This window comes from Lentzea sp. CA-135723, from assembly GCF_050936595.1.
In the GTDB taxonomy this organism is placed as follows: domain Bacteria; phylum Actinomycetota; class Actinomycetes; order Mycobacteriales; family Pseudonocardiaceae; genus Lentzea.
Map to the genome: position 1 here is coordinate 3,792,747 of NZ_JBNJMK010000001.1, position 17,151 is coordinate 3,809,897.

Below are 17,151 nucleotides of genomic sequence, written 5' to 3' on the forward strand. Positions count from 1 at the left end.
GTCAGTAGTTGCCCAGCCCGCCGCAGACGTTCAGCGCCTGCGCGGTGATCGAGGACGCGGTGTCCGTCGTCAGGTACGTCACGAGACCGGCGACCTCTTCCGGCGTGCTGTACCGACCCAGCGGGATCTTGGCGTTGAACTTCTCGAGGACCTCTTCCTCGGTGACACCCCAGTGGTTCGCGTAGCCCTGCCGCACCCGGCCGGCCATGGGGGTCTCGACGTAGCCCGGGCACACCGCGTTGACGGTGATGCCGGTCTTCGCGAGCTCGATGCCGACGGCCTTGGTGAAGCCGACGACGCCGTGCTTCGACGCCGAGTAGGGCGCGGCGAACACGACGCCCTGCTTGCCGCCGGTGGAGGCGATGTTGATGATCCGGCCCCAGCTCTGCTCCACCATCTTGCCGGTGGACAGCACCTCTTTGGTGAACCGGAAGACACCGTTGAGGTTGGTGTCGATGACGTCCAGCCACAGGTCCTCGTCGAGCTCGGCGGTGATGCCACCGCCGCCGCGCCCGGCGTTGTTGACGAGGATCTCGATGGGGCCGAACGCCTCGACGGCCTTCTGCACGGCGTTGCGGATGTCCTCTGTGGACGTGACGTCGCTCGCCGCGCCGTCCGCCTCGATGCCTTCTTCGCGGAGCTGCTTCACCGTGGTCGTCACGTTCTCGGCGTTGCGGGCGACGACGAAGACCGCGTGCCCCTCCTTGCCGAGACTGCGCGCCACCTCAAGCCCGATACCGCTGGTAGCGCCCGTGACCAGGGCGACCCGTCGCTGGCTCATGCTTCTTCTCTCCCTCAGAGTTGCTTCTCAGGCATGTGCACGACGAGCCCGTCCTGCTCCTCGGTCACGGGGATCTGGCAGCTCAGGCGGCTGTTCTCCTTGCGCTCGCAGGCCGTGAAGTAGAGGAGCTCGTCCTCGACCTGGTGCATCTGGGACAGCGGCTTGGTGTTCTCGGGATCGATGTACACGTGGCACGTGCCGCAAGAGGCGCCACCGCCGCACTGGGCGACGATCCCCTTGATGCCGTTGAGAACCGCGCCGCGCATCACGGTGTCGTCCTGGGCAACGTCGACGACGGTCTCGACACCGTCGTGCGCTACGTAAGTGATCTTTGGCATGGCAGTTCTCCCACGGATCTGCGGCTCGCCGGACGAGGATCACCTTGACCCGCCGCGCTTTGCACGTGGTGGAGACCACCTTGAGCGTTCACGGCCTTGCCGTTCCGGCAAGTTCGCGTGCTTTCCGGCCCCGTGCGACCGAGGATCGAGTCATGGCCAGGAAACGAGACCAGCCGCCGCCCAGGACCGGCGGGACCGAGACCGAGGTCCTGCGCGGGTTCCTCGACTACCTGCGTGCCGCCGTGATCGCCAAGGTGGACGGCGCGCCCGAACCCCGGGTGCGAGAAGCGGTGGTGCCGTCCGGGACGAACCTGCTGGGTCTGGTGCGGCACCTGACGTTCGTGGAGCGGGCGACGTTCCTCGGCGTGAAGCCGCGCAGCTGGAAAGCCACGTTCCAGGTGCCCGACGGAGACAGCGTGGCGGACGTCGTGGCGGGCTACCGGGAGGCGGTCGAGCGCTCGAACGAGGTGCTCGACGGCAGTGCCGCGGAGGACGTGCGGTGGCGGCTCGCGCACATGATCGAGGAGACCGGCCGGCACGCCGGGCACGCGGACATCGTCCGGGAGCTGATCGACGGCTCGACCGGCCGCTGAGGCACGGGTGCGCGGACGGCCCGCGTCCTGCGAGCACCCCATCTCCCACCACCTGCCCCGCTGCTCCGCTGGCATTCGAGCCCGCCTTGCGACTCTGCGGTGTCGGCGCACACCCACACGCGGAGGTTCCACCGTGCCCCTCAAGGAGTTCTACGACCAGCAGGTGAACTGGTCACCGCCGTTCGAGGACGGCCTTGAACGCGCGACGGTCGTCGTGCCACGCGACTACTCCGACCCGGACGGTCCCAAGCTCACCATCGCGATCGCCCGGCTGAAGGCGACCGACCCGGCCCGGCGCCGCGGGGTGCTGCTGGCCGTCAACGGCGGCCCTGGTGGCGACGGCGGCGACGGGCTCGGGCTGATCAAGCGCCTCGGCAAGCGGGTCAGGACCGCCTACGACCTGATCGGGTTCGACCCGCGCGGGTACGGCGAGTCGACCAAGCTCTACAGCGAGGTGACGATTCCCAAGGCTCCCTTCGACTCCCGGCCGCCGGACTCGCTGTTCGAGCAGCTGGCCGAGGACATGCGGCTGCGCGAGCTGGGCTGCGAGAAGGCCGGCGGCGAGCTGCGCAAGCACATCACGACCCGCAACACCGCGCGCGACATGGACCTGATCCGGGTCGTGCTGAACGAGCAGAAGATCTCGTTCGTCGGGTACGCGTACGGCACGTACGTCGGCGCGGTCTACGGCACGATGTTCCCGGAGCGCCTCGACCGCACGGTGCTCGACTCGTGCATCAATCCACAGTGGACGTGGCGCGAGCAGTTCGTCACGCAGGCGGAGGCGGTCTACCGCAACGTCGCGCTGTGGGCGGACTGGACGGCCGAGCGCGACGGGCACTTCCACCTCGGCACCACGCGCCAAGCCGTGATCGACGAGATCGAGGCCGTGGTCGCGAAGCTCGAGGAGGGCGACCAGGTCCAGCTGCGCACCCTGTTCGACGGCGCGGTCGGCACGCGGTCGACGGACAGGGCGCAGTGGGACTCGCTGGGCTACCTCATCGGCGACCTGCGGACCACGTTGCAGGACGCCAACTACGACAAGGCGCGCTCGCTGATCGTCGGGCAGGCCACCTGGCGGCCGCAGGACTCCGAGGGCGACCTGCGGGTCGGCGTGCTGGAGGCCATCACGCTGGAGACCTACTGGCCGCAGGACCTGGAGGTCTACTACGCCGACGTCCGCAAGCACCGCGCAGAGCACCCGTACGGGTACGGCGTGCTGCGGGCCCAGCCGTGGGTCGGCGCGTTCCGGACGTTCGAGAGCCTGGAGCCGCCGACGAAGCTCGCCCAGCCCGGCTACCCCAAGGGCCTGGTCGTGCAGGCGGACGGCGACCCGATGGACCGCGTCGAGGGCGGCATCGAACTGGCCGCGCTGCTGGACCACCCGCTGGTCCTGATCGAGGACTCCGGTGACCACGAGGTGTACGGACTGGCGGGCAACGAGGTTCTCGACGCCCTGGTCGACGACTACCTGGTCGACGGCGTGCTGCCGGCCGCCAAGCACACCAGGGTCCCCGGCCACGTCCAGCGCCCGGACATCCCGAAGGACTAGACGCACCAACGCGAAGGGGCCCCGCACCGGGAAGGTGCGGGGCCCCTTTCAGCGTTCTCAGTCCTCCGCGGGGATGTCCCACGTGACCGGCAGCTCCCACAGGCCGTAGATCACGGCGCCTTCCTTGCGCGGGATCTCCAGGAACGGCTTGGCGAGCCGCAGCGACGGGATGCGCTGGAACAGCGTCGACCACACCAGCTGCATCTCCAGGCGCGCCAGGTCGGCACCGATGCAGTGGTGCAGGCCGTGCCCGAACCCGAGGTGCTTGCGGGTGCCGCGCTCCAGGATCAGCTTCTCCGGCTCCGGGAAGATCTCGGGGTCGCGGTTGCCGTTCAGGCCCAGGCACAGGATGCCGTCGCCCGCCTTGATCGTCTTGCCGGCGATCTCGATGTCCTCCAGCGCGACGCGCGGGATGGCCGTGTCACCGATGGTCGCGAGGCGCACGAGCTCCTCGACGGCCGGCTCGATCATGCCCTCGGGGTCGTCCAGCAGCAGCTTCAGCTGGTCCGGGTGCTCCAGCAACGCGGCGGTGCCGAGGGAGAGCATCGACGCCGTGGTCTCGTGACCACCGTTCATCAGCAGCCGGATCATGTTGAACAGGTCGCGGCGGGTGTACTCCTCGCCCGAGGCCGCGTACTCGGCCATCGCGCGCGAGAGCAGGTCCTCGCCCGGCTCCTTCTCCTTCAACGTGATCAGCTTGTCGACGTAGGCGTTCACCTCGACGATGGCGGCCTGGCGCTGCTCCGGCGTCGAGTGCCCGCCCAGCAGACAGGTGCCGTGCTCGATGAAGAAGTCGTGCTCGTCCTGCGGGATGCCGAGCAGCTCGCAGATGACGGTCATCGGGACGGCCAGCGAGAACTCGCGGTGGAAGTCGATCGGCGGCGTCATCGTCAGGATCTTGTCGATGTACTCGTCGACGATCTCCTGGATGCGCCCGCGCAGCCGCTTCACCTGGCGGTTGGTGAACGTCACCGCCGCCTTGCGCCGGGTCTTGGTGTGCTCCGGGTTGTCGTAGCCGATGAACGACGTCTCGGTGCGGAACTCCGGCGGCGCGATGAAGTAGAACGGGAAGTTGTCGTGCTTGCGCGACGCGCTGATCCGCGGGTCGGTCAGCAGCTGCTTGATCGTGTGGTAGCCGCTGATCGTCCAGATCCGCAGACCGGATCCGGTCAGCGTCACCTCGACGACGTCCTCCTCGGCCATCTGCGTGTACTGCGCAGGCGGGGTGAACGGGCACTGGCGCTTGTACGGGAACGTGTCCACACCCGGCTCGGCGGTGCTGGTCATCTGGGTCTTCCTCCTAGTCGAAAGGTTGGCTCACGCCAGGTCAGCGCCGCCGTCGAGCGTGATGACCTGCCCGGTCACCCACGAGCTCGCCGGCTCGGCGAAGCGGGTGATCCACGGAACGACGTCGTCGACCTCACCGGTGCGCCCGAGAGGCGTCTGCGAGGCCTGGAAGCCGAAGTAGCCCTCGACCTCCTCGGGGCTCAAACCGTTGGCCGAGTAGACCTCCGTGCGCACCGCCGCGGGCGCGACCGCGTTCACGCGGATGCCCTGCGGTGCGAGTTCGAGGGCCCAGCTGCGGACCAGGCTGTCCACGGCGGCCTTGCTGGCGCCGTACACGCCACCACCGGGCACGGCGATGTGCCCGGCGTTGCTGGAGACGAAAACGATGCTGCCGCCGGGCGAAGTCAGCTGCGGCAACAGGGTCGCGGTCAGCACCAGCGGGCCGACCAGGTTGGTCTCCAGCACGTCACGGGCGGTCGCGAGGTCGAAACCGGCGACCGGCGTGAAGCGGAAGATCCCTGCGTTGTGCACGAGCACGTCCACCTTGCCGCCGCCCAGCTTCACGGCGTCGGCGACCTTCTGCGCGCCCTCGGCCGTCGTCACGTCCGCGACGACCGCGGTGATCGCGGGGTGCAGGGCGACGACCTCGGTGAGGCGGCTTTCCCGGCGGCCGGTGATGATCACGTTCGCGGCGCCGAGGTCGGCGAACGCCAGCGCCGCCGCGCGGCCGATGCCGGTTCCCCCACCCGTCACGACGACCTGCTGTCCGGCAAATGGTGCGTCCGACATGACGCCTCCAGCTTCTTTCCACTCGGCAGTGCAGTCACCGTCCACCCTGCTGGTTGAACCTTGAGTCCAGGTCTAGGTCGGACGGAAACCCTGAAGGCATGGGAATTCTCGCGGTGGGCAGGTGGCGCGCACGGGTCGGCAGACCCGGTGGCGTCGCGGTGAGCGAGTTCGAGTTCGCCCGCGACGGCACGGCGCTGCTGGTCGTGGGCGGAAGGGGATCCGGGACGTGGACCCAGACGGGGCCCGACACGTTCAGCTACCGGATCGACGAGGAGCTGGCCGAGGCGCCGGGCACGATCGAGATCGCGCAGGACGCGGTGCTGCGCGGCGACGAGTTCATCAGCAACGGCAAAGCCGTGGTGCGCCTGGAGAACGGCACCACAGCACGGGAAGCGCCGATCAGGATCGTCGCCCAGCGGCTCGGGTGAGACCTCGAAGGGGGCGCCAGCGAAGGCGCCCCCTTCTACAGCACGCGCGTCAGGAGAACTTGACAGTCACGTTGCCGGTGTACTGACCCGCCAACAGCGACAGCAACGCCTGCGGCGCGAACTTGACCCCGCCCTCCACGATCGTGTGCGGGAAGACGAACCTGCCCTCCTGCAACCACTGTCCGAAGTGGACGACCCAGTCCTGGATCTGCTCCGGCAGGTGGTAGCAGGCGAACGGGCGGATCTCCAGGTGCTTGGTGATCGCCGTCATCAGGTCGATCCGCGGGTGCTCGTCGCCGTCGTTCTGGTTGGCGAGCGCACCGCACAAAGCGAACCGGGCGTGCGGACGCGCGGCCTGGATCGCGGCCTCGAACTGCTCGCCACCGACGTTGTCGAAGAACACGCTGATGCCGTCCGGAGCGAGCTCGCGCAGCCGGTCGGCCACCGGGCCGTCTTTGTAGTTGAACGCGGCGTCGAAGCCGAGCTCGTTCACCAGCCAGTCGACCTTGGCCTGGCTGCCGGCCGACCCGATCACGCGCGCACCGCGGGCCTTCGCGATCTGCCCGGCGAGCGAACCGACACCACCGGCGGCACCGGTGACGAACACGACGTCACCCTCGCCGGCCTGCGCGATCGTCGCCATGCCGTAGTACGCGGTCGGTCCCTGCGACAGGAAGTAGACCGGCGACGGCACGTAGTGCGGGTTCTGCTTGATGAACTGCTGCGCCGGACCGGACCAGTACTCCTGCCACGGCCCGAACGACTGCACCAGGTCCCCGACCGCGAGGTCAGGGCTGTTCGACTTGACCACGGTGCCCACACCACCGGCACCGGCGGGCTCGCCGACCTTCCACGGCGGCACGCCGGGGATCTGGCAGTCGGACCTCATGAACTCCTTGAAGGCGGCGGCCACCGACACGTAGTCGACGCGCACCAACACCTCACCGTCACCGATCTCGGGGACGGCCACCTCGACGACGTCGAAGTGCTCGAGGGTCAGGTCGTCCTCGACGTGCTTGGCGAGCCTGACCTCCCACTGCTTCTCGGGGATGCTCATGGCTCTCCTTCTATCTCTATCCCCAGGTGACGGGGAAGGTGACAAGTGAGTGGTTGATTTCGCCCTGATGCCACTTCAGGTCCTCGTACGGCACGGCGAGCCGCAGGTCGGGGAAGCGGCGGGTCAACCCTTCGATGGCGATCGCCATCTCCATGCGCCCCAGCTGCTTGCCGAGGCAGTAGTGCACGCCGTGCCCGAACGCGATGTGCGGGTTCGACGCGCGGTCGATGTCGAGTTCGGTCGCGTTCTCGAAGACGTCCTCGTCCCGGTTCGCCGACGACAGCACGAAGAACACCGAGTCACCCTTGGCGATCTTCTGCCCGCCGAGCTCCAGGTCCTCGGACGCGATGCGGTGGAACCCGGTGGTGTCGGTGGCGAAGAGGTTCACGTGCCGCAGCAGCTCCTCGACGGCCGCCGGGATCAGCAACGGGTCGGCGACCAGGCGCTTCCACGTGTCGGGGTGGTCGTGCAGCAACGCCAGCACGGAGTTGGAGATCTGGTTCGCCGCGGTGTCGAAGCCGGCGCCGATGAGGGTGAACGCGAACGTCACCAGCTCCTGCTCGCTCAGCTTGTCGTCGTTGTCCCGCGCGGAGATCAGGTCCGACAGCATGTCCTGACCGGGGTTCTCGCGCTTCTGCGCGATCAGGCCCATCACGTACCCGGCGAGCCGCCCGAACGCCCGCATCGGCGCCTCGGGGTCGTTCTCGTCGAACGTGGCGAACGCCCGCGCGTCCGTCTCGAAGATCTTCAGGTCGGACGTCGGCACGCCCAGCAGGTCGCCGATGATCGTCAGCGGCAGCGGAACACAAAGCGCCTCAACGAGGTTGACCGGCCCGCCCGTCACCATCATCGTGTCGAGCAGCTCGTCGCACACCTGCTGCACGCCCGAACGCATCGCCTCGACCTTGCGGACGGTGAACGCGCCCATCACGAGCTTGCGCAGCCGCGAGTGCTCGGACCCGTCCAGCGAGATGATCATCTCGGGTGTGGTGGTCATGGCACCGCCGACCTGGGGAGCGCCCTCGGCGCACGTCAACGCGCGGCTCAGCCTGGAGTCGGCGAGCCCGGCGCGGACGTCCTCGTACCGGGTGATCACCCAGGTCGGCGTGCCTGAATTGGTGCGCACCTTGGCAACGGGGCACTCGGCGCGCAGGGTGTCGTACTTGGGGTCGGGGCCGCGGTAGGAGGATCCGCTGAACGGGAACTCCTCGTCCAGTTCAAGGGGCAGCACGGGACACCTCCAGTGGAATTACGGCCTGGCCTCGCGCCGAACCTTGCTACGCGCACCTCGAAGGCCGCTCGAAACCTGAATGTCGACCGGGAGTCGAGCCCCCGTACCTACCTTCGCGCCATGGACACTGCACTCGTGCCGTTCCGGGTCGAGGTTCCCGACTCCGAACTGGCGGACCTCACCCGGCGGCTGGCAGCGACCAGGTGGCCGGACGCGGAGACCGTGGACGACTGGTCGCAGGGCATGCCGCTGGCCTACGCCAAGGAACTGGCCGAGTACTGGGGGAACGTCTACGACTGGCGCGCCACCGAGGCCCGGCTGAACGCCATCCCCCAGTTCAAGACCGAGATCGACGGCGTCGGCATCCACTTCCTGCACGCCCGCTCTCCCCACGCGAACGCGAAGCCGTTGCTGCTCACGCACGGCTGGCCCGGTTCGGTCGCCGAGTTCCTCGACGTGATCGAGCCGCTGACCAACCCGCCGGACCCGGCCGACGCGTTCCACGTCGTCGCGCCCTCGTTGCCCGGCTACGGTTTCAGCGACAAGCCGACCGGAACCGGCTGGACGCTGGAACGGATCGCTCAGGCGTTCGTCACGCTCATGGGCCGGGCCGGCTACGACAAGTTCTACGCGCACGGCAACGACTGGGGCTCGTTCATCACGGGCATCCTCGGCCACATCGCGCCGGACCACGTCGAGGCGATCCACCTCGTCATGCCGTTCGCGTCCGCGCCCGAGGCGGAAGTCCAGCTGACGCAACGGGACTACGAAGGTCTCGGTGCGCTGAAGGAGTTCGCCGCCAAGGAGTCCGCGTACGCGGCGGTGATGAACACCAAGCCGCAGTCGCTCGCCTACGGCCTCACCGACTCCCCGATCGGCCAGCTCGGCTGGGCGGGCGAGAAGTACTGGTCGTGGAGCGACCACGACGGCGACGCCGAGAAGATCATCTCCCGGGACCGCATCCTCGACATGGTCTCGGTGTGCTGGTTCACCGCCACCGCCGCGTCGTCGGGCCGCCTGTACTGGGAGAGCTACAACAAGTCGCCGCTGACCCAGGTCGGCGTGCCGACGGGCTTCTCGGTGTTCCCGGCCGACGCGCGGATGCCCAAGGCGTGGGCCGAGCACCGGTTCACCGATCTCCGGTACTGGAGGGAAATGCCTTCGGGCGGCCACTTCCCGGCGTTGGAGAACCCGGTCGTGCTCGTCGAGGAGCTGCGCACGTTCTTCCGGCTGGTGCGCGCATGACCGCGACGCTGAACAAGCCGAGCGCGAAGCTCGGGCTTGTTCTGGCGGTGTGCTGCCTGGCGCAGTTCATGAACGTGCTGGACGCGTCGGTCATGAACGTCGCCCTGCCGTCGATCTTCGAGGACCTCCACTTCGAACGGCACGACCTGCAGTGGGTCAACAGCGCGTACACGATCGCGGTGTGCGGCTTCCTGCTGCTGGGCGGCCGGCTCGCGGACCTCTTCGGACAGCGCAGGGTGTTCCTGTTCGGCGCCGCGCTGTTCACGGTCGCGAGCGCGGTCGGCGGCATGGCGACCTCGCCCGGCACGCTGATCGCGGCACGCGGGTTCCAGGGACTGGGCGCGGCCGTGATGGCGCCGGCGTCGCTGACCGTGCTCGGCACGACGTTCACGGATCCGACCGCCCGCGCGAAGGCTTTCGGCTGGTGGAGCGCGGTGTCCGGCACCGGTGGCGCGGTCGGCGTGCTGCTCGGCGGCATCGTCACCGAGTCGCTCGGCTGGCGCTGGGTGCTGCTGATCAACGTGCCGCTCGGCATCGCGCTGGTGTCCATGATCCGGGGGGCCGTGCCGGAGACCGCGAGTGGCGGCGGCCGCAAGAGCCTCGACGTGCCGGGCGCGATCACCGTGACGATCGGCCTGATGGCCCTGGTCTACGGCATCGCGCAGTCGCACGAGCTGGGCTGGGGTTCCTGGCAGGTCGCGGGATCGCTGGTGCTGTCGCTGGTGTTGTTCGCGCTCTTCCTGCGCCAGCAGACGGTCTCGGACCACCCGCTGATGCCGCTGGGGATCTTCCGCAACCGCCAGGTGACCGCGACGAACATCGTGGCGTTCTTCGCGATCGCCGCCCTGTTCAGCACTTTCTACTTCCTCACGCTGGTGCTGCAGCAGGTGATGGGTCTGAGTGCGCTCGCCACCGGCCTCGGCTACCTGCCGTTGTCGATCGGCATCGCGCTCGGCGGGTTCGGCGTGTCGCGGATCGTGCCGAGGATCGGGCCGCGGCCGGTGCTGATCGCCGGCCTGCTCACCGCGACCGCCGGGCTGCTGTGGGTGTCCACAGCGGACGAGACGTCGACGTTCCTCGGCACGATCCTGGTGCCGACCACGTTGCTGGGCCTCGGCATGGGCGCGGTGCTGAACGCGACGACGAACGCCGCCACCTCCGGGGTGCCGCGCGAGCAGGCCGGTCTCGCATCCGGTCTGCTGAACACGATCCGCCAGATGGGCAGCGCGATCGGCCTGGTCGTGCTCGCGACGATGTCGTCGGCCCGCGCGGACTCCCTGATCGCACAAGGGGAACCGTTGCGGCACTCGCTCGGCTCGGGCTTCGGGCTGGCGTTGTTCGGTGCGGCCGCCTTCACCTTCTGCGGTGCGATCGCGGCCCTCGCCGTTCCCCGCAAGAAGTAGGCCCACCAAAGGAGAACGGCCCCTCGGAACTCTCCGAGGGGCCGTTCTCCGTGTTCTAGAAACCCTTGCCGTGCAGGTCGACCGGCAGTGCGACGAGCCGGTGGTTCATGTCGGCCTGCTGCCATTCGAGGTCCTCCTCGGCGACGGCGAGCCGGGCGGCCGGGAAGCGCCGGGTCAGTTCCTCGAACGCGGTGGTCAGCTCGATGCGGGCGAGCGGGGCGCCGAGGCAGCGGTGGATGCCGTAGCCGAACGCGAGGTGCGCGTTGTCGGCGCGCGCGAAGTCGAGCACGTCCGGGTCGGTGAACAACATCTCGTCGCGGTTCGCCGAGTTCGTCGACACGAACACCGCGTCGCCCTTGGGGATCGTGACGCCGAACAACGTCACGTCCTCGGTCGCGATCCGCGGCAGGCCCGTGGTGTCGTTAGTGGACAACGTGATCCACCGCAGCAGCTCCTCGACCGCCGCCGGCACCTCCTCTGGCCGTTCGCCGAGCCGCACCCAGACGTCGCGGTGGTGCCCGAGCAACGTCAGCACCGAACTGGCCAGGTGGCACGCCGTGGAGTCACCGCCAGCGCCGAGCAGCGTGTAGCCGAGGCCGATGAGCTCGCCGACCTCCAGCCTGTCGTCGCCGATCCGCGCCTCGGTCAACGCCGACAGCACGTCGTCACCGGGCTGGGCGGTCTTCGCGAACACCAGCCCCGCCATGAACTCGCCGAGCCGCTCCCCCGCCGCGGCCGCAAGTTCGGGCTGGTCGACGGCGGCGAACTCGCGGATCAGCCGGGCGAACGTGTCGCGGTCGCCGGCGGGCACCCCCAACAGGTCGCTGATCGCGATGATCGCCAGGGGGAACGTGAACTCGCCGAGCAGGTCGACGGGACCTTCGAGCGCCTTCTCGTCCGCCTGGTCCAGCAACTCTGTCACGAGCCGCTGGATTCTCGGTCGCATGGACTCGATGCGGTCCACCGAGAACGCCTGCGACACGAGGTCGCGCAGCCGGGTGTGGGCGGGCGGGTCGAGCGAGATGATCATGCCGGGCGGCGCCTGGAACAGCCCGGGGAAGGTCGGTGCCGACGGTTCGTACGACGCCGCGCGGGAGAACCGCACGTCGTCGAGGACGACGCGGACCGAGTCCTGGGTCGTCGCGATCCAGCAGTGCCCGCCGCCGTTCGCGGGCAGGCGCACGACGGGACTCGACGCGCGGAACCCGGCGAACTCCGGCGCCGGACCCCGGTAGCTGGAACCGGGAACGGGAAAGGAAACCACCGTGCGCTCCTCAAGACGATTGGGATTGTTTCCGCACGTTAGGAGGGGTGGCCTGAAGCCCGATCTAGTGCCGTTCGAGTGACCGGGTGAACGCTGAGCGTGATCGGCCATCCAGGCGAAAACCCCCAATTCGGGAGATCCACATGACCATCCTCGTCACCGGGGCGCGCGGCAACGTCGGCCGTCGCGTGCTTCAGCGGCTCTACGCGGCGGGTCACAGCCTCCGCGCGTCCGGCCGAAATCCCGCGGAACTCGACGTCCCAGAAGGTGTGGAGACCGTCGCTCTCGACCTGAACGACCCGGAGACGTTCGTCGCGGCCCTCGCCGGTGTCTCCAAGGTCCTGCTCTACGCGGAGCCGGACGGCATCGTGAAGTTCCTCGACGAGGCCGAGAAGGCGGGCGTCGAGCAGATCGTGCTGCTGTCGTCCAACACCGTCGGCCTGCCCGGCGCGGAAGAGGACCCGCTGGCGCACCACCACGTCGTGGTCGAGGAGGCCGTGATCGGCTCCGGCCTGACGTACACGATCCTGCGGCCCGGTGCTTTCATGAGCAACGCGTTCGGCTGGAGCTACTCGCTGCAGCAGGGCGACACGATCGACCAGGTCTTCCCCGAGGCGCAGGTGGCGCCCGTGCACGAGGACGACATCGCTGACGTGGCCGTGGTCGCGTTGACGGAGAAGAAGCTCCAGGACGAGATCGTCGACCTGACCGGCCCCGAGTCGCTGACGTTCCGGCAGGAGCTGGAGATCGTCGGCGAGGTGCTCGGCCGCAAGCTCGTGATCAACGGCCTGACCCGCGAGGAGGGTGAGGCGCAGATGAGCAACTTCGTGCCGCCGCCCGTGCTCACCTCGCTGCTGAACCAGTGGGAGGCCGCGGTCGGCGTCGTCGCCGACACCAGCGCCACGGCCGAGCGGATCACCGGCAAGCCGGCCCGCACCTTCCGCCAGTGGGTGGAAGAGCACGCGTCGTTCCTTGTGTGACGCGGGTGCCGGAGCCGGGATGAGGGCGGCGGACCCGTCCCGGCTCCGGCAGGCTCGTTGCTAGACGCGTGTCATCGTGAACGTGATGTTCGAGGTGCCCAGGTTCGTGCCGTCCGCGAGGAAGAACGTCGACGGGCCGGAGCTGGTGAAGTTGTTCGGTCCACTTTGGACGGCGTCCTGGTCGAAGTCGACGTACGCGAAGTAGGCGCCGTTCTCGTCGTAGACCTTCTCGCCGCGGAACTTGTAGTGGAACTTGTTCACGCCGGTGACCCACCAGGTGCCCTGCGTGGTGGTGTTCTGCTCGTTGGTGACGAACACCTTGCCGTTGGCCTTGAACTGCAGCTTGGTCGGGTGGTCGCCGTCGGTCCGGGTCACGTACCCGGTCCAGGTGCCGACCGGCGTGCAGGTCGCGTTCGCGGCGGTCGCCGTACCGGCCAAGGAAAGCAGTACGACCGCCAGGATCGCTCCTATGCGCGTGTAGGCCGAACGTTTCGGAGTGAACGTCTGCATCTGTGACTCCTGATCCAGGGTGCGTGCGGCGGGACGCGCGCAACGGTGGGCCACAGGTCTCGACGTAAACCTCAGAACGGCTGGAGCGCCCGTTTTTCCGTTGCGGCACAAGCTCACCTCAACTCGGGTATCGCAAAATTTTCGTTACTCATGAGCTGACAGGGAGGACGCCGTGACCGAACGGGAGACAGACCTCTGCGCGCTGTTCGGGGAGGTGCTCGGGGTACCGGGGATCGAACCGGACGACCACTTCTTCGATCTGGGAGGCCATTCGCTGCTGGCGTCGAAGCTGGTCAAGCAGGTCCACGAGCGGTACGGCGTCCGCGTCCCGTTGCGCAGCTTCTACGAGGACCCGACGGCGCGTGCCGTCGCCAAGCACCTGGACCAGGCAGCCTAGGAGTTCGAGATGCGATGGAATGACCTGTACATCGCCGGTGTGGGCACATATCTGCCCGAGCAGGTCGAGACGGTGGACGACGCCATCGCGGCCGGCCGGTACACAGAAGAGAAGAAGGCCATGAACGGCTACCGGGAGCTGCGCGTCGCGGCACCCGGCGAGACCGGCCCCGTCATGGCGGCGAAGGCCGGTCTGCAGGCCGTGGAGCGGTCGGGCCTCAGCCCGCTCGACTTCGGGCTGACCGTGCACGCCTCCCTGTCCCACCAGGGACTCGACCTGTGGACGCCGGCGAGCTACGTGCAGGCCAACACGGTCGGCGGCACCGGGCCCGCGTTCGAGGTCAAGCAGGGCTGCAACGGCTTCATGGCCGCGGTGGACCTGGCGGCCTCGTACCTCTCTTCGCACCGCGACCTGCCGGCGGCGCTCGTGACCGCGGGCGACGCGTTCCACCTGCCCTACTTCGACCGGTGGGCCTCCGAGGAGCAGAACGTCAACGGCGACGGCGCGGGGGCGCTGGTGCTGTCGAACCGTTCGGGCTTCGCGAGGATCCGCTCCATCCACTCGCACGCGGACTCCACTCTGGAGCAGATGTCGCGCGGCTTCCAGCCGTGGACCACGGGTCCGTACGCGGACGGCAAGACCCTGCAGCTCAACAGCGGCGTCGAGGACTTCCTGCAGAACGCGGACGTCGACCTCGACGACATGATCGCGCGCATCGGCGGCGGGGTGCGGCACTCGCTCAAGATGGCGTTGTACGAGGCGGAGATCGAGCTCTCCGACGCTCGTTTCTTCCTGCACCAGCAGCTCGCGGAGACCATCGTCACGCACGGCATCTGCGGTTTGCTGGGCGTCGACAGGGCTTCCACCACCTACGACTGGGCGAAGCAGTACAGCATGGTCGGCACCGCGGACATCGCGCTGGGACTCGACCACGTGCTGGCCGACCGCGACCCGAAGCCCGGTGACCTGGTCGTCCTGCAGTCCTCGGGCGCCGGTTACGTGTGGACCGCGGCCGTCCTCGAGATCCTGGAAGTTCCTTCCTGGGTGTAAAGGCTTGGGAAAGGGCCGGGCTCCTTGCGAGCCCGGCCCTTTCTCGTTCACTCAGATGTAGAGGGACTTCGAGTTCCAGTCGGGTTCCGGCAGCGCCTTGCGGTCGGTCTTGCCGTTGCTCGTGATCGGCAGCTCGTCGAGGACGACGAACCCGGCCGGCACCATGTGCTCGGGCATGGCGGCACGCATGTGGGCCTTGAGCGCCCGCTTGTCCACGGACTCCCCGGCCGGCACGACCCACGCGATCAGCCTGCGGTCCCCGCTCGGGTGCGTGCGCAGGTGGACGGCGGCGGTGCGGACCTGCGGGTGCTCGGTCAGCGCGTTCTCGACCTCGCCCGGTTCGACCCGGAACCCGCGCAGCTTGAACTGGTCGTCGATGCGGCCGAGGAACTCGACCACGCCGTCCGCGCGCTTCCGGCCCTGGTCACCGGTGCGGTAGTAGCGCTCGCCGTTCCAGCTCGCCCGCACGAACTTCTCGTCGGTGAGGTCCTGGCGCTTCCAGTAGCCGCGGGCCACCTGGGCGCCGCCGATCCACAGCTCCCCCGCCTCGTCCGTCGGCTTTCCCTCCGCGTCGACGGCCACGACGTCGACGTTCTGCAACGGCGTGCCGATCGGGATGGCGCCGCCGAGGTCCTCGTGCGCGCCGATGCGGTGGCACGTGGCGAACGTCGTGGTCTCGGTCGGCCCGTAGCCGTTGATGATCTGCAGCTCCGGCACGGACTCGCGCAGCTGCCGCACGTGCGCCACGGACACGACGTCGCCGCCGGTCATGACGGTGTGCAGGCCCTTGAACGCGGCCACGTCCACGTCGATCTGCCGGTGGAACAACGCCGCGGTGAGCCAGAGGATGCTGATCTCGTTGCCGCGCAGCAGATCGCCGAGCTCCTCGGCCTGCACGACACCGGGCGGGGCGAGCACGACGCGCGCGCCGTTCAGCAGCGCGCCCCAGATCTCGAACGTGGCCGCGTCGAACGCGACGGGCGCGAGCTGCAGGATCCGGTCGGCCGGCGTGACGGTGACGTAGTTCGGCGCCGTGACGAGGTTGGTGATGTTGCGGTGCTCGATCATCACCGACTTCGGCCTGCCCGTGGACCCCGAGGTGTACATGAGGTACGCGAGGTCGTCAGGGCTCACCGCGGGAAGCTCCACAGCGGACCGCGCGCCGACCGGCGGCACCTTGACCGTGGTGAACCCGGCGAAGAACCGCCCCACCACCAGCGACACCTCGGCGTCGCTGAGCATCATGGACACCCGCGACTCGGGGTCCTCCTGGTCGATCGGCACGTACGCCGCCCCGGCCTTGAGCACCCCCAGCAGTGCCACGACGAGCTGCGGCGACCGTTCCAGGCACACCGCCACCCGGTCGCCGACGCGCACACCGGCCTCGACGAGCTCGCCCGCCAGCGCGTCCGACCAGCGGTCGAGCTCGGCGTACGTGAGCCTGCCGGAGTCGGCGGAAAGCGCTACTGCGTCCGGTGTTCTGGCCGCCCGGCAGCGGAAGGCGTCGGTCACGGTTGTGGACATGCCCCAGCTCCTCTCACTTTCCCCCATCCTCCGCAACGCGCCTCGGGCGAGCCTCGGGTCACAACTGGCGCTACAGGGGTGTTCGACCTGCGCGAACAACACTCAGCGCGTCCGCTGCCCACCTCACCGGAGGCGCATCCCCCATGAAGTTCCGCAAGAAGGCACTCGCCGCCGTGGCCGCCTGCGTGCTGGCCACCCCCGTCGTCGCCGCCGCCGGCGCCACCGCGAAGCCCAACTACGACCAGGCGCTCGTCGGCCGCTGGGACCTCACCGTGACCATCCACATCGAGGAACCCCCGCTGCTCACACCGCTGTTCTGCGACTTCACCCCCGACTACCAGCTGCACTGCGAGACCAAGCCCGGCTACCCGGACCAGCTCGAGGGCCGCGGCATCTGGACGATGGGCAAGGACGGCCAGTTCAGCTTCTGGATCACCCACCACGCCCACCGCGACGAGAACGGCAACCCCGTCGGCTCGATCAACGCGAGCCACCTGGGCAAGCTGAGCAACAACAAGAAGAAGTTCAACACCAAGGCGCACACCTACATCAACATGAACGACGGCACCCCGTGGCAGGGCCCCGTCGACATCGAGGGCGCCGCGTTCCGCATCTGAGCCCCGGCTCGCGAAAGGCCCTCTTCCGCACGGGAGAGGGCCTTCGTCGTGCGCCGCAACGCGCCCTGAGACGGCCTGAGGCCCCAGGCGAATCGCCTGGGGCCT

The 17,151-nt window shown here is 68.7% G+C and carries 18 protein-coding genes; 9 read left to right on the top strand and 9 right to left on the bottom strand.

The genetic code is table 11. The annotated features are described in order from the left end of the window. Position 1 precedes the first annotated feature (1 nt). Both ACQEU1_RS16630 and ACQEU1_RS16635 read right to left on the bottom strand, forming a co-directional pair. The gene (locus ACQEU1_RS16630; protein ID WP_433201901.1) at positions 2–781 is read right to left on the bottom strand and encodes an SDR family NAD(P)-dependent oxidoreductase; all 780 of its coding nucleotides are present in this window, start codon (positions 779–781) and stop codon (positions 2–4) included. A 14-nt stretch (positions 782–795) separates the two neighbouring features. Continuing rightward, positions 796–1,119 (bottom strand): 2Fe-2S iron-sulfur cluster-binding protein, encoded by a 324-nt coding sequence (locus tag ACQEU1_RS16635; RefSeq protein ID WP_266043475.1) that lies wholly within the window; start codon positions 1,117–1,119, stop codon positions 796–798. Positions 1,120–1,271: 152 nt separating this feature from the next. On the opposite strand from ACQEU1_RS16635, the gene ACQEU1_RS16640 reads away from it, so the two are divergent. Together ACQEU1_RS16640 and ACQEU1_RS16645 are read left to right on the top strand one after the other, a co-directional pair. After that, a complete protein-coding gene (locus ACQEU1_RS16640) occupies positions 1,272–1,712 on the top strand; it encodes a DinB family protein (protein WP_433201905.1) in 441 nt (146 codons plus the stop codon). Between the two features lie 133 nt (positions 1,713–1,845). Then, positions 1,846–3,264, top strand: a complete 1,419-nt coding sequence (locus tag ACQEU1_RS16645; RefSeq protein WP_433201908.1) for an alpha/beta fold hydrolase — start codon at positions 1,846–1,848, stop codon at positions 3,262–3,264. A gap of 57 nt (positions 3,265–3,321) precedes the next feature. On the opposite strand, the gene ACQEU1_RS16650 is transcribed toward ACQEU1_RS16645, so the two are convergent. After that, on the bottom strand, positions 3,322–4,551 hold the full coding sequence (locus ACQEU1_RS16650) for a cytochrome P450 (RefSeq protein WP_433201911.1): 1,230 nt from the start codon (positions 4,549–4,551) through the stop codon (positions 3,322–3,324). Between the two features lie 30 nt (positions 4,552–4,581). Continuing rightward, positions 4,582–5,340 (bottom strand): SDR family NAD(P)-dependent oxidoreductase, encoded by a 759-nt coding sequence (locus ACQEU1_RS16655; protein ID WP_433201914.1) that lies wholly within the window; start codon positions 5,338–5,340, stop codon positions 4,582–4,584. Positions 5,341–5,438: 98 nt separating this feature from the next. On the opposite strand from ACQEU1_RS16655, the gene ACQEU1_RS16660 reads away from it, so the two are divergent. Next, a complete protein-coding gene (locus ACQEU1_RS16660) occupies positions 5,439–5,768 on the top strand; it encodes a hypothetical protein (RefSeq protein WP_433201917.1) in 330 nt (109 codons plus the stop codon). 49 nt (positions 5,769–5,817) lie between these two features. Here the strand turns inward: ACQEU1_RS16660 and ACQEU1_RS16665 are convergent, their stop codons facing one another. Then, positions 5,818–6,825, bottom strand: coding sequence for a zinc-binding dehydrogenase (locus ACQEU1_RS16665; RefSeq protein ID WP_433201920.1), 1,008 nt, complete (start codon positions 6,823–6,825; stop codon positions 5,818–5,820). Positions 6,826–6,841: 16 nt separating this feature from the next. Beyond that, a complete protein-coding gene (locus tag ACQEU1_RS16670; protein WP_433201923.1) occupies positions 6,842–8,056 on the bottom strand; it encodes a cytochrome P450 in 1,215 nt (404 codons plus the stop codon). 120 nt (positions 8,057–8,176) lie between these two features. Here ACQEU1_RS16670 and ACQEU1_RS16675 point away from each other — a divergent pair, with 120 nt between their 5' ends. Both ACQEU1_RS16675 and ACQEU1_RS16680 read left to right on the top strand, forming a co-directional pair. Next, positions 8,177–9,301, top strand: coding sequence for an epoxide hydrolase family protein (locus ACQEU1_RS16675; RefSeq protein WP_433201926.1), 1,125 nt, complete (start codon positions 8,177–8,179; stop codon positions 9,299–9,301). Further along, on the top strand, positions 9,298–10,704 hold the full coding sequence (locus ACQEU1_RS16680; protein WP_433201929.1) for an MFS transporter: 1,407 nt from the start codon (positions 9,298–9,300) through the stop codon (positions 10,702–10,704). Before ACQEU1_RS16675 ends, ACQEU1_RS16680 begins: the two co-directional genes overlap by 4 nt. A gap of 55 nt (positions 10,705–10,759) precedes the next feature. Here ACQEU1_RS16680 and ACQEU1_RS16685 read toward each other — a convergent pair whose 3' ends face one another. After that, complete coding sequence (locus ACQEU1_RS16685; protein ID WP_433201932.1) at positions 10,760–11,968, bottom strand: cytochrome P450; 1,209 nt, start codon at positions 11,966–11,968, stop codon at positions 10,760–10,762. A 143-nt stretch (positions 11,969–12,111) separates the two neighbouring features. Here ACQEU1_RS16685 and ACQEU1_RS16690 point away from each other — a divergent pair, with 143 nt between their 5' ends. Further along, positions 12,112–12,948: an NAD(P)H-binding protein gene (locus ACQEU1_RS16690; RefSeq protein ID WP_433201935.1), complete on the top strand. Its 837-nt coding sequence runs from the start codon at positions 12,112–12,114 to the stop codon at positions 12,946–12,948. A 60-nt stretch (positions 12,949–13,008) separates the two neighbouring features. On the opposite strand, the gene ACQEU1_RS16695 is transcribed toward ACQEU1_RS16690, so the two are convergent. Continuing rightward, entirely contained in the window at positions 13,009–13,458 is a 450-nt protein-coding gene (locus ACQEU1_RS16695) for a hypothetical protein (protein ID WP_433201938.1), read from the bottom strand. A gap of 172 nt (positions 13,459–13,630) precedes the next feature. On the opposite strand from ACQEU1_RS16695, the gene ACQEU1_RS16700 reads away from it, so the two are divergent. Both ACQEU1_RS16700 and ACQEU1_RS16705 read left to right on the top strand, forming a co-directional pair. Continuing rightward, positions 13,631–13,855 (top strand): acyl carrier protein, encoded by a 225-nt coding sequence (locus ACQEU1_RS16700; RefSeq protein ID WP_433201941.1) that lies wholly within the window; start codon positions 13,631–13,633, stop codon positions 13,853–13,855. Between the two features lie 9 nt (positions 13,856–13,864). Further along, entirely contained in the window at positions 13,865–14,905 is a 1,041-nt protein-coding gene (locus ACQEU1_RS16705; RefSeq protein ID WP_433201944.1) for a ketoacyl-ACP synthase III family protein, read from the top strand. A 51-nt stretch (positions 14,906–14,956) separates the two neighbouring features. Here the strand turns inward: ACQEU1_RS16705 and ACQEU1_RS16710 are convergent, their stop codons facing one another. Continuing rightward, positions 14,957–16,429, bottom strand: coding sequence for an amino acid adenylation domain-containing protein (locus ACQEU1_RS16710; protein ID WP_433201947.1), 1,473 nt, complete (start codon positions 16,427–16,429; stop codon positions 14,957–14,959). A 143-nt stretch (positions 16,430–16,572) separates the two neighbouring features. On the opposite strand from ACQEU1_RS16710, the gene ACQEU1_RS16715 reads away from it, so the two are divergent. After that, entirely contained in the window at positions 16,573–17,046 is a 474-nt protein-coding gene (locus ACQEU1_RS16715; protein ID WP_433201950.1) for a hypothetical protein, read from the top strand. The last annotated feature ends 105 nt before the right edge of the window (positions 17,047–17,151 follow it).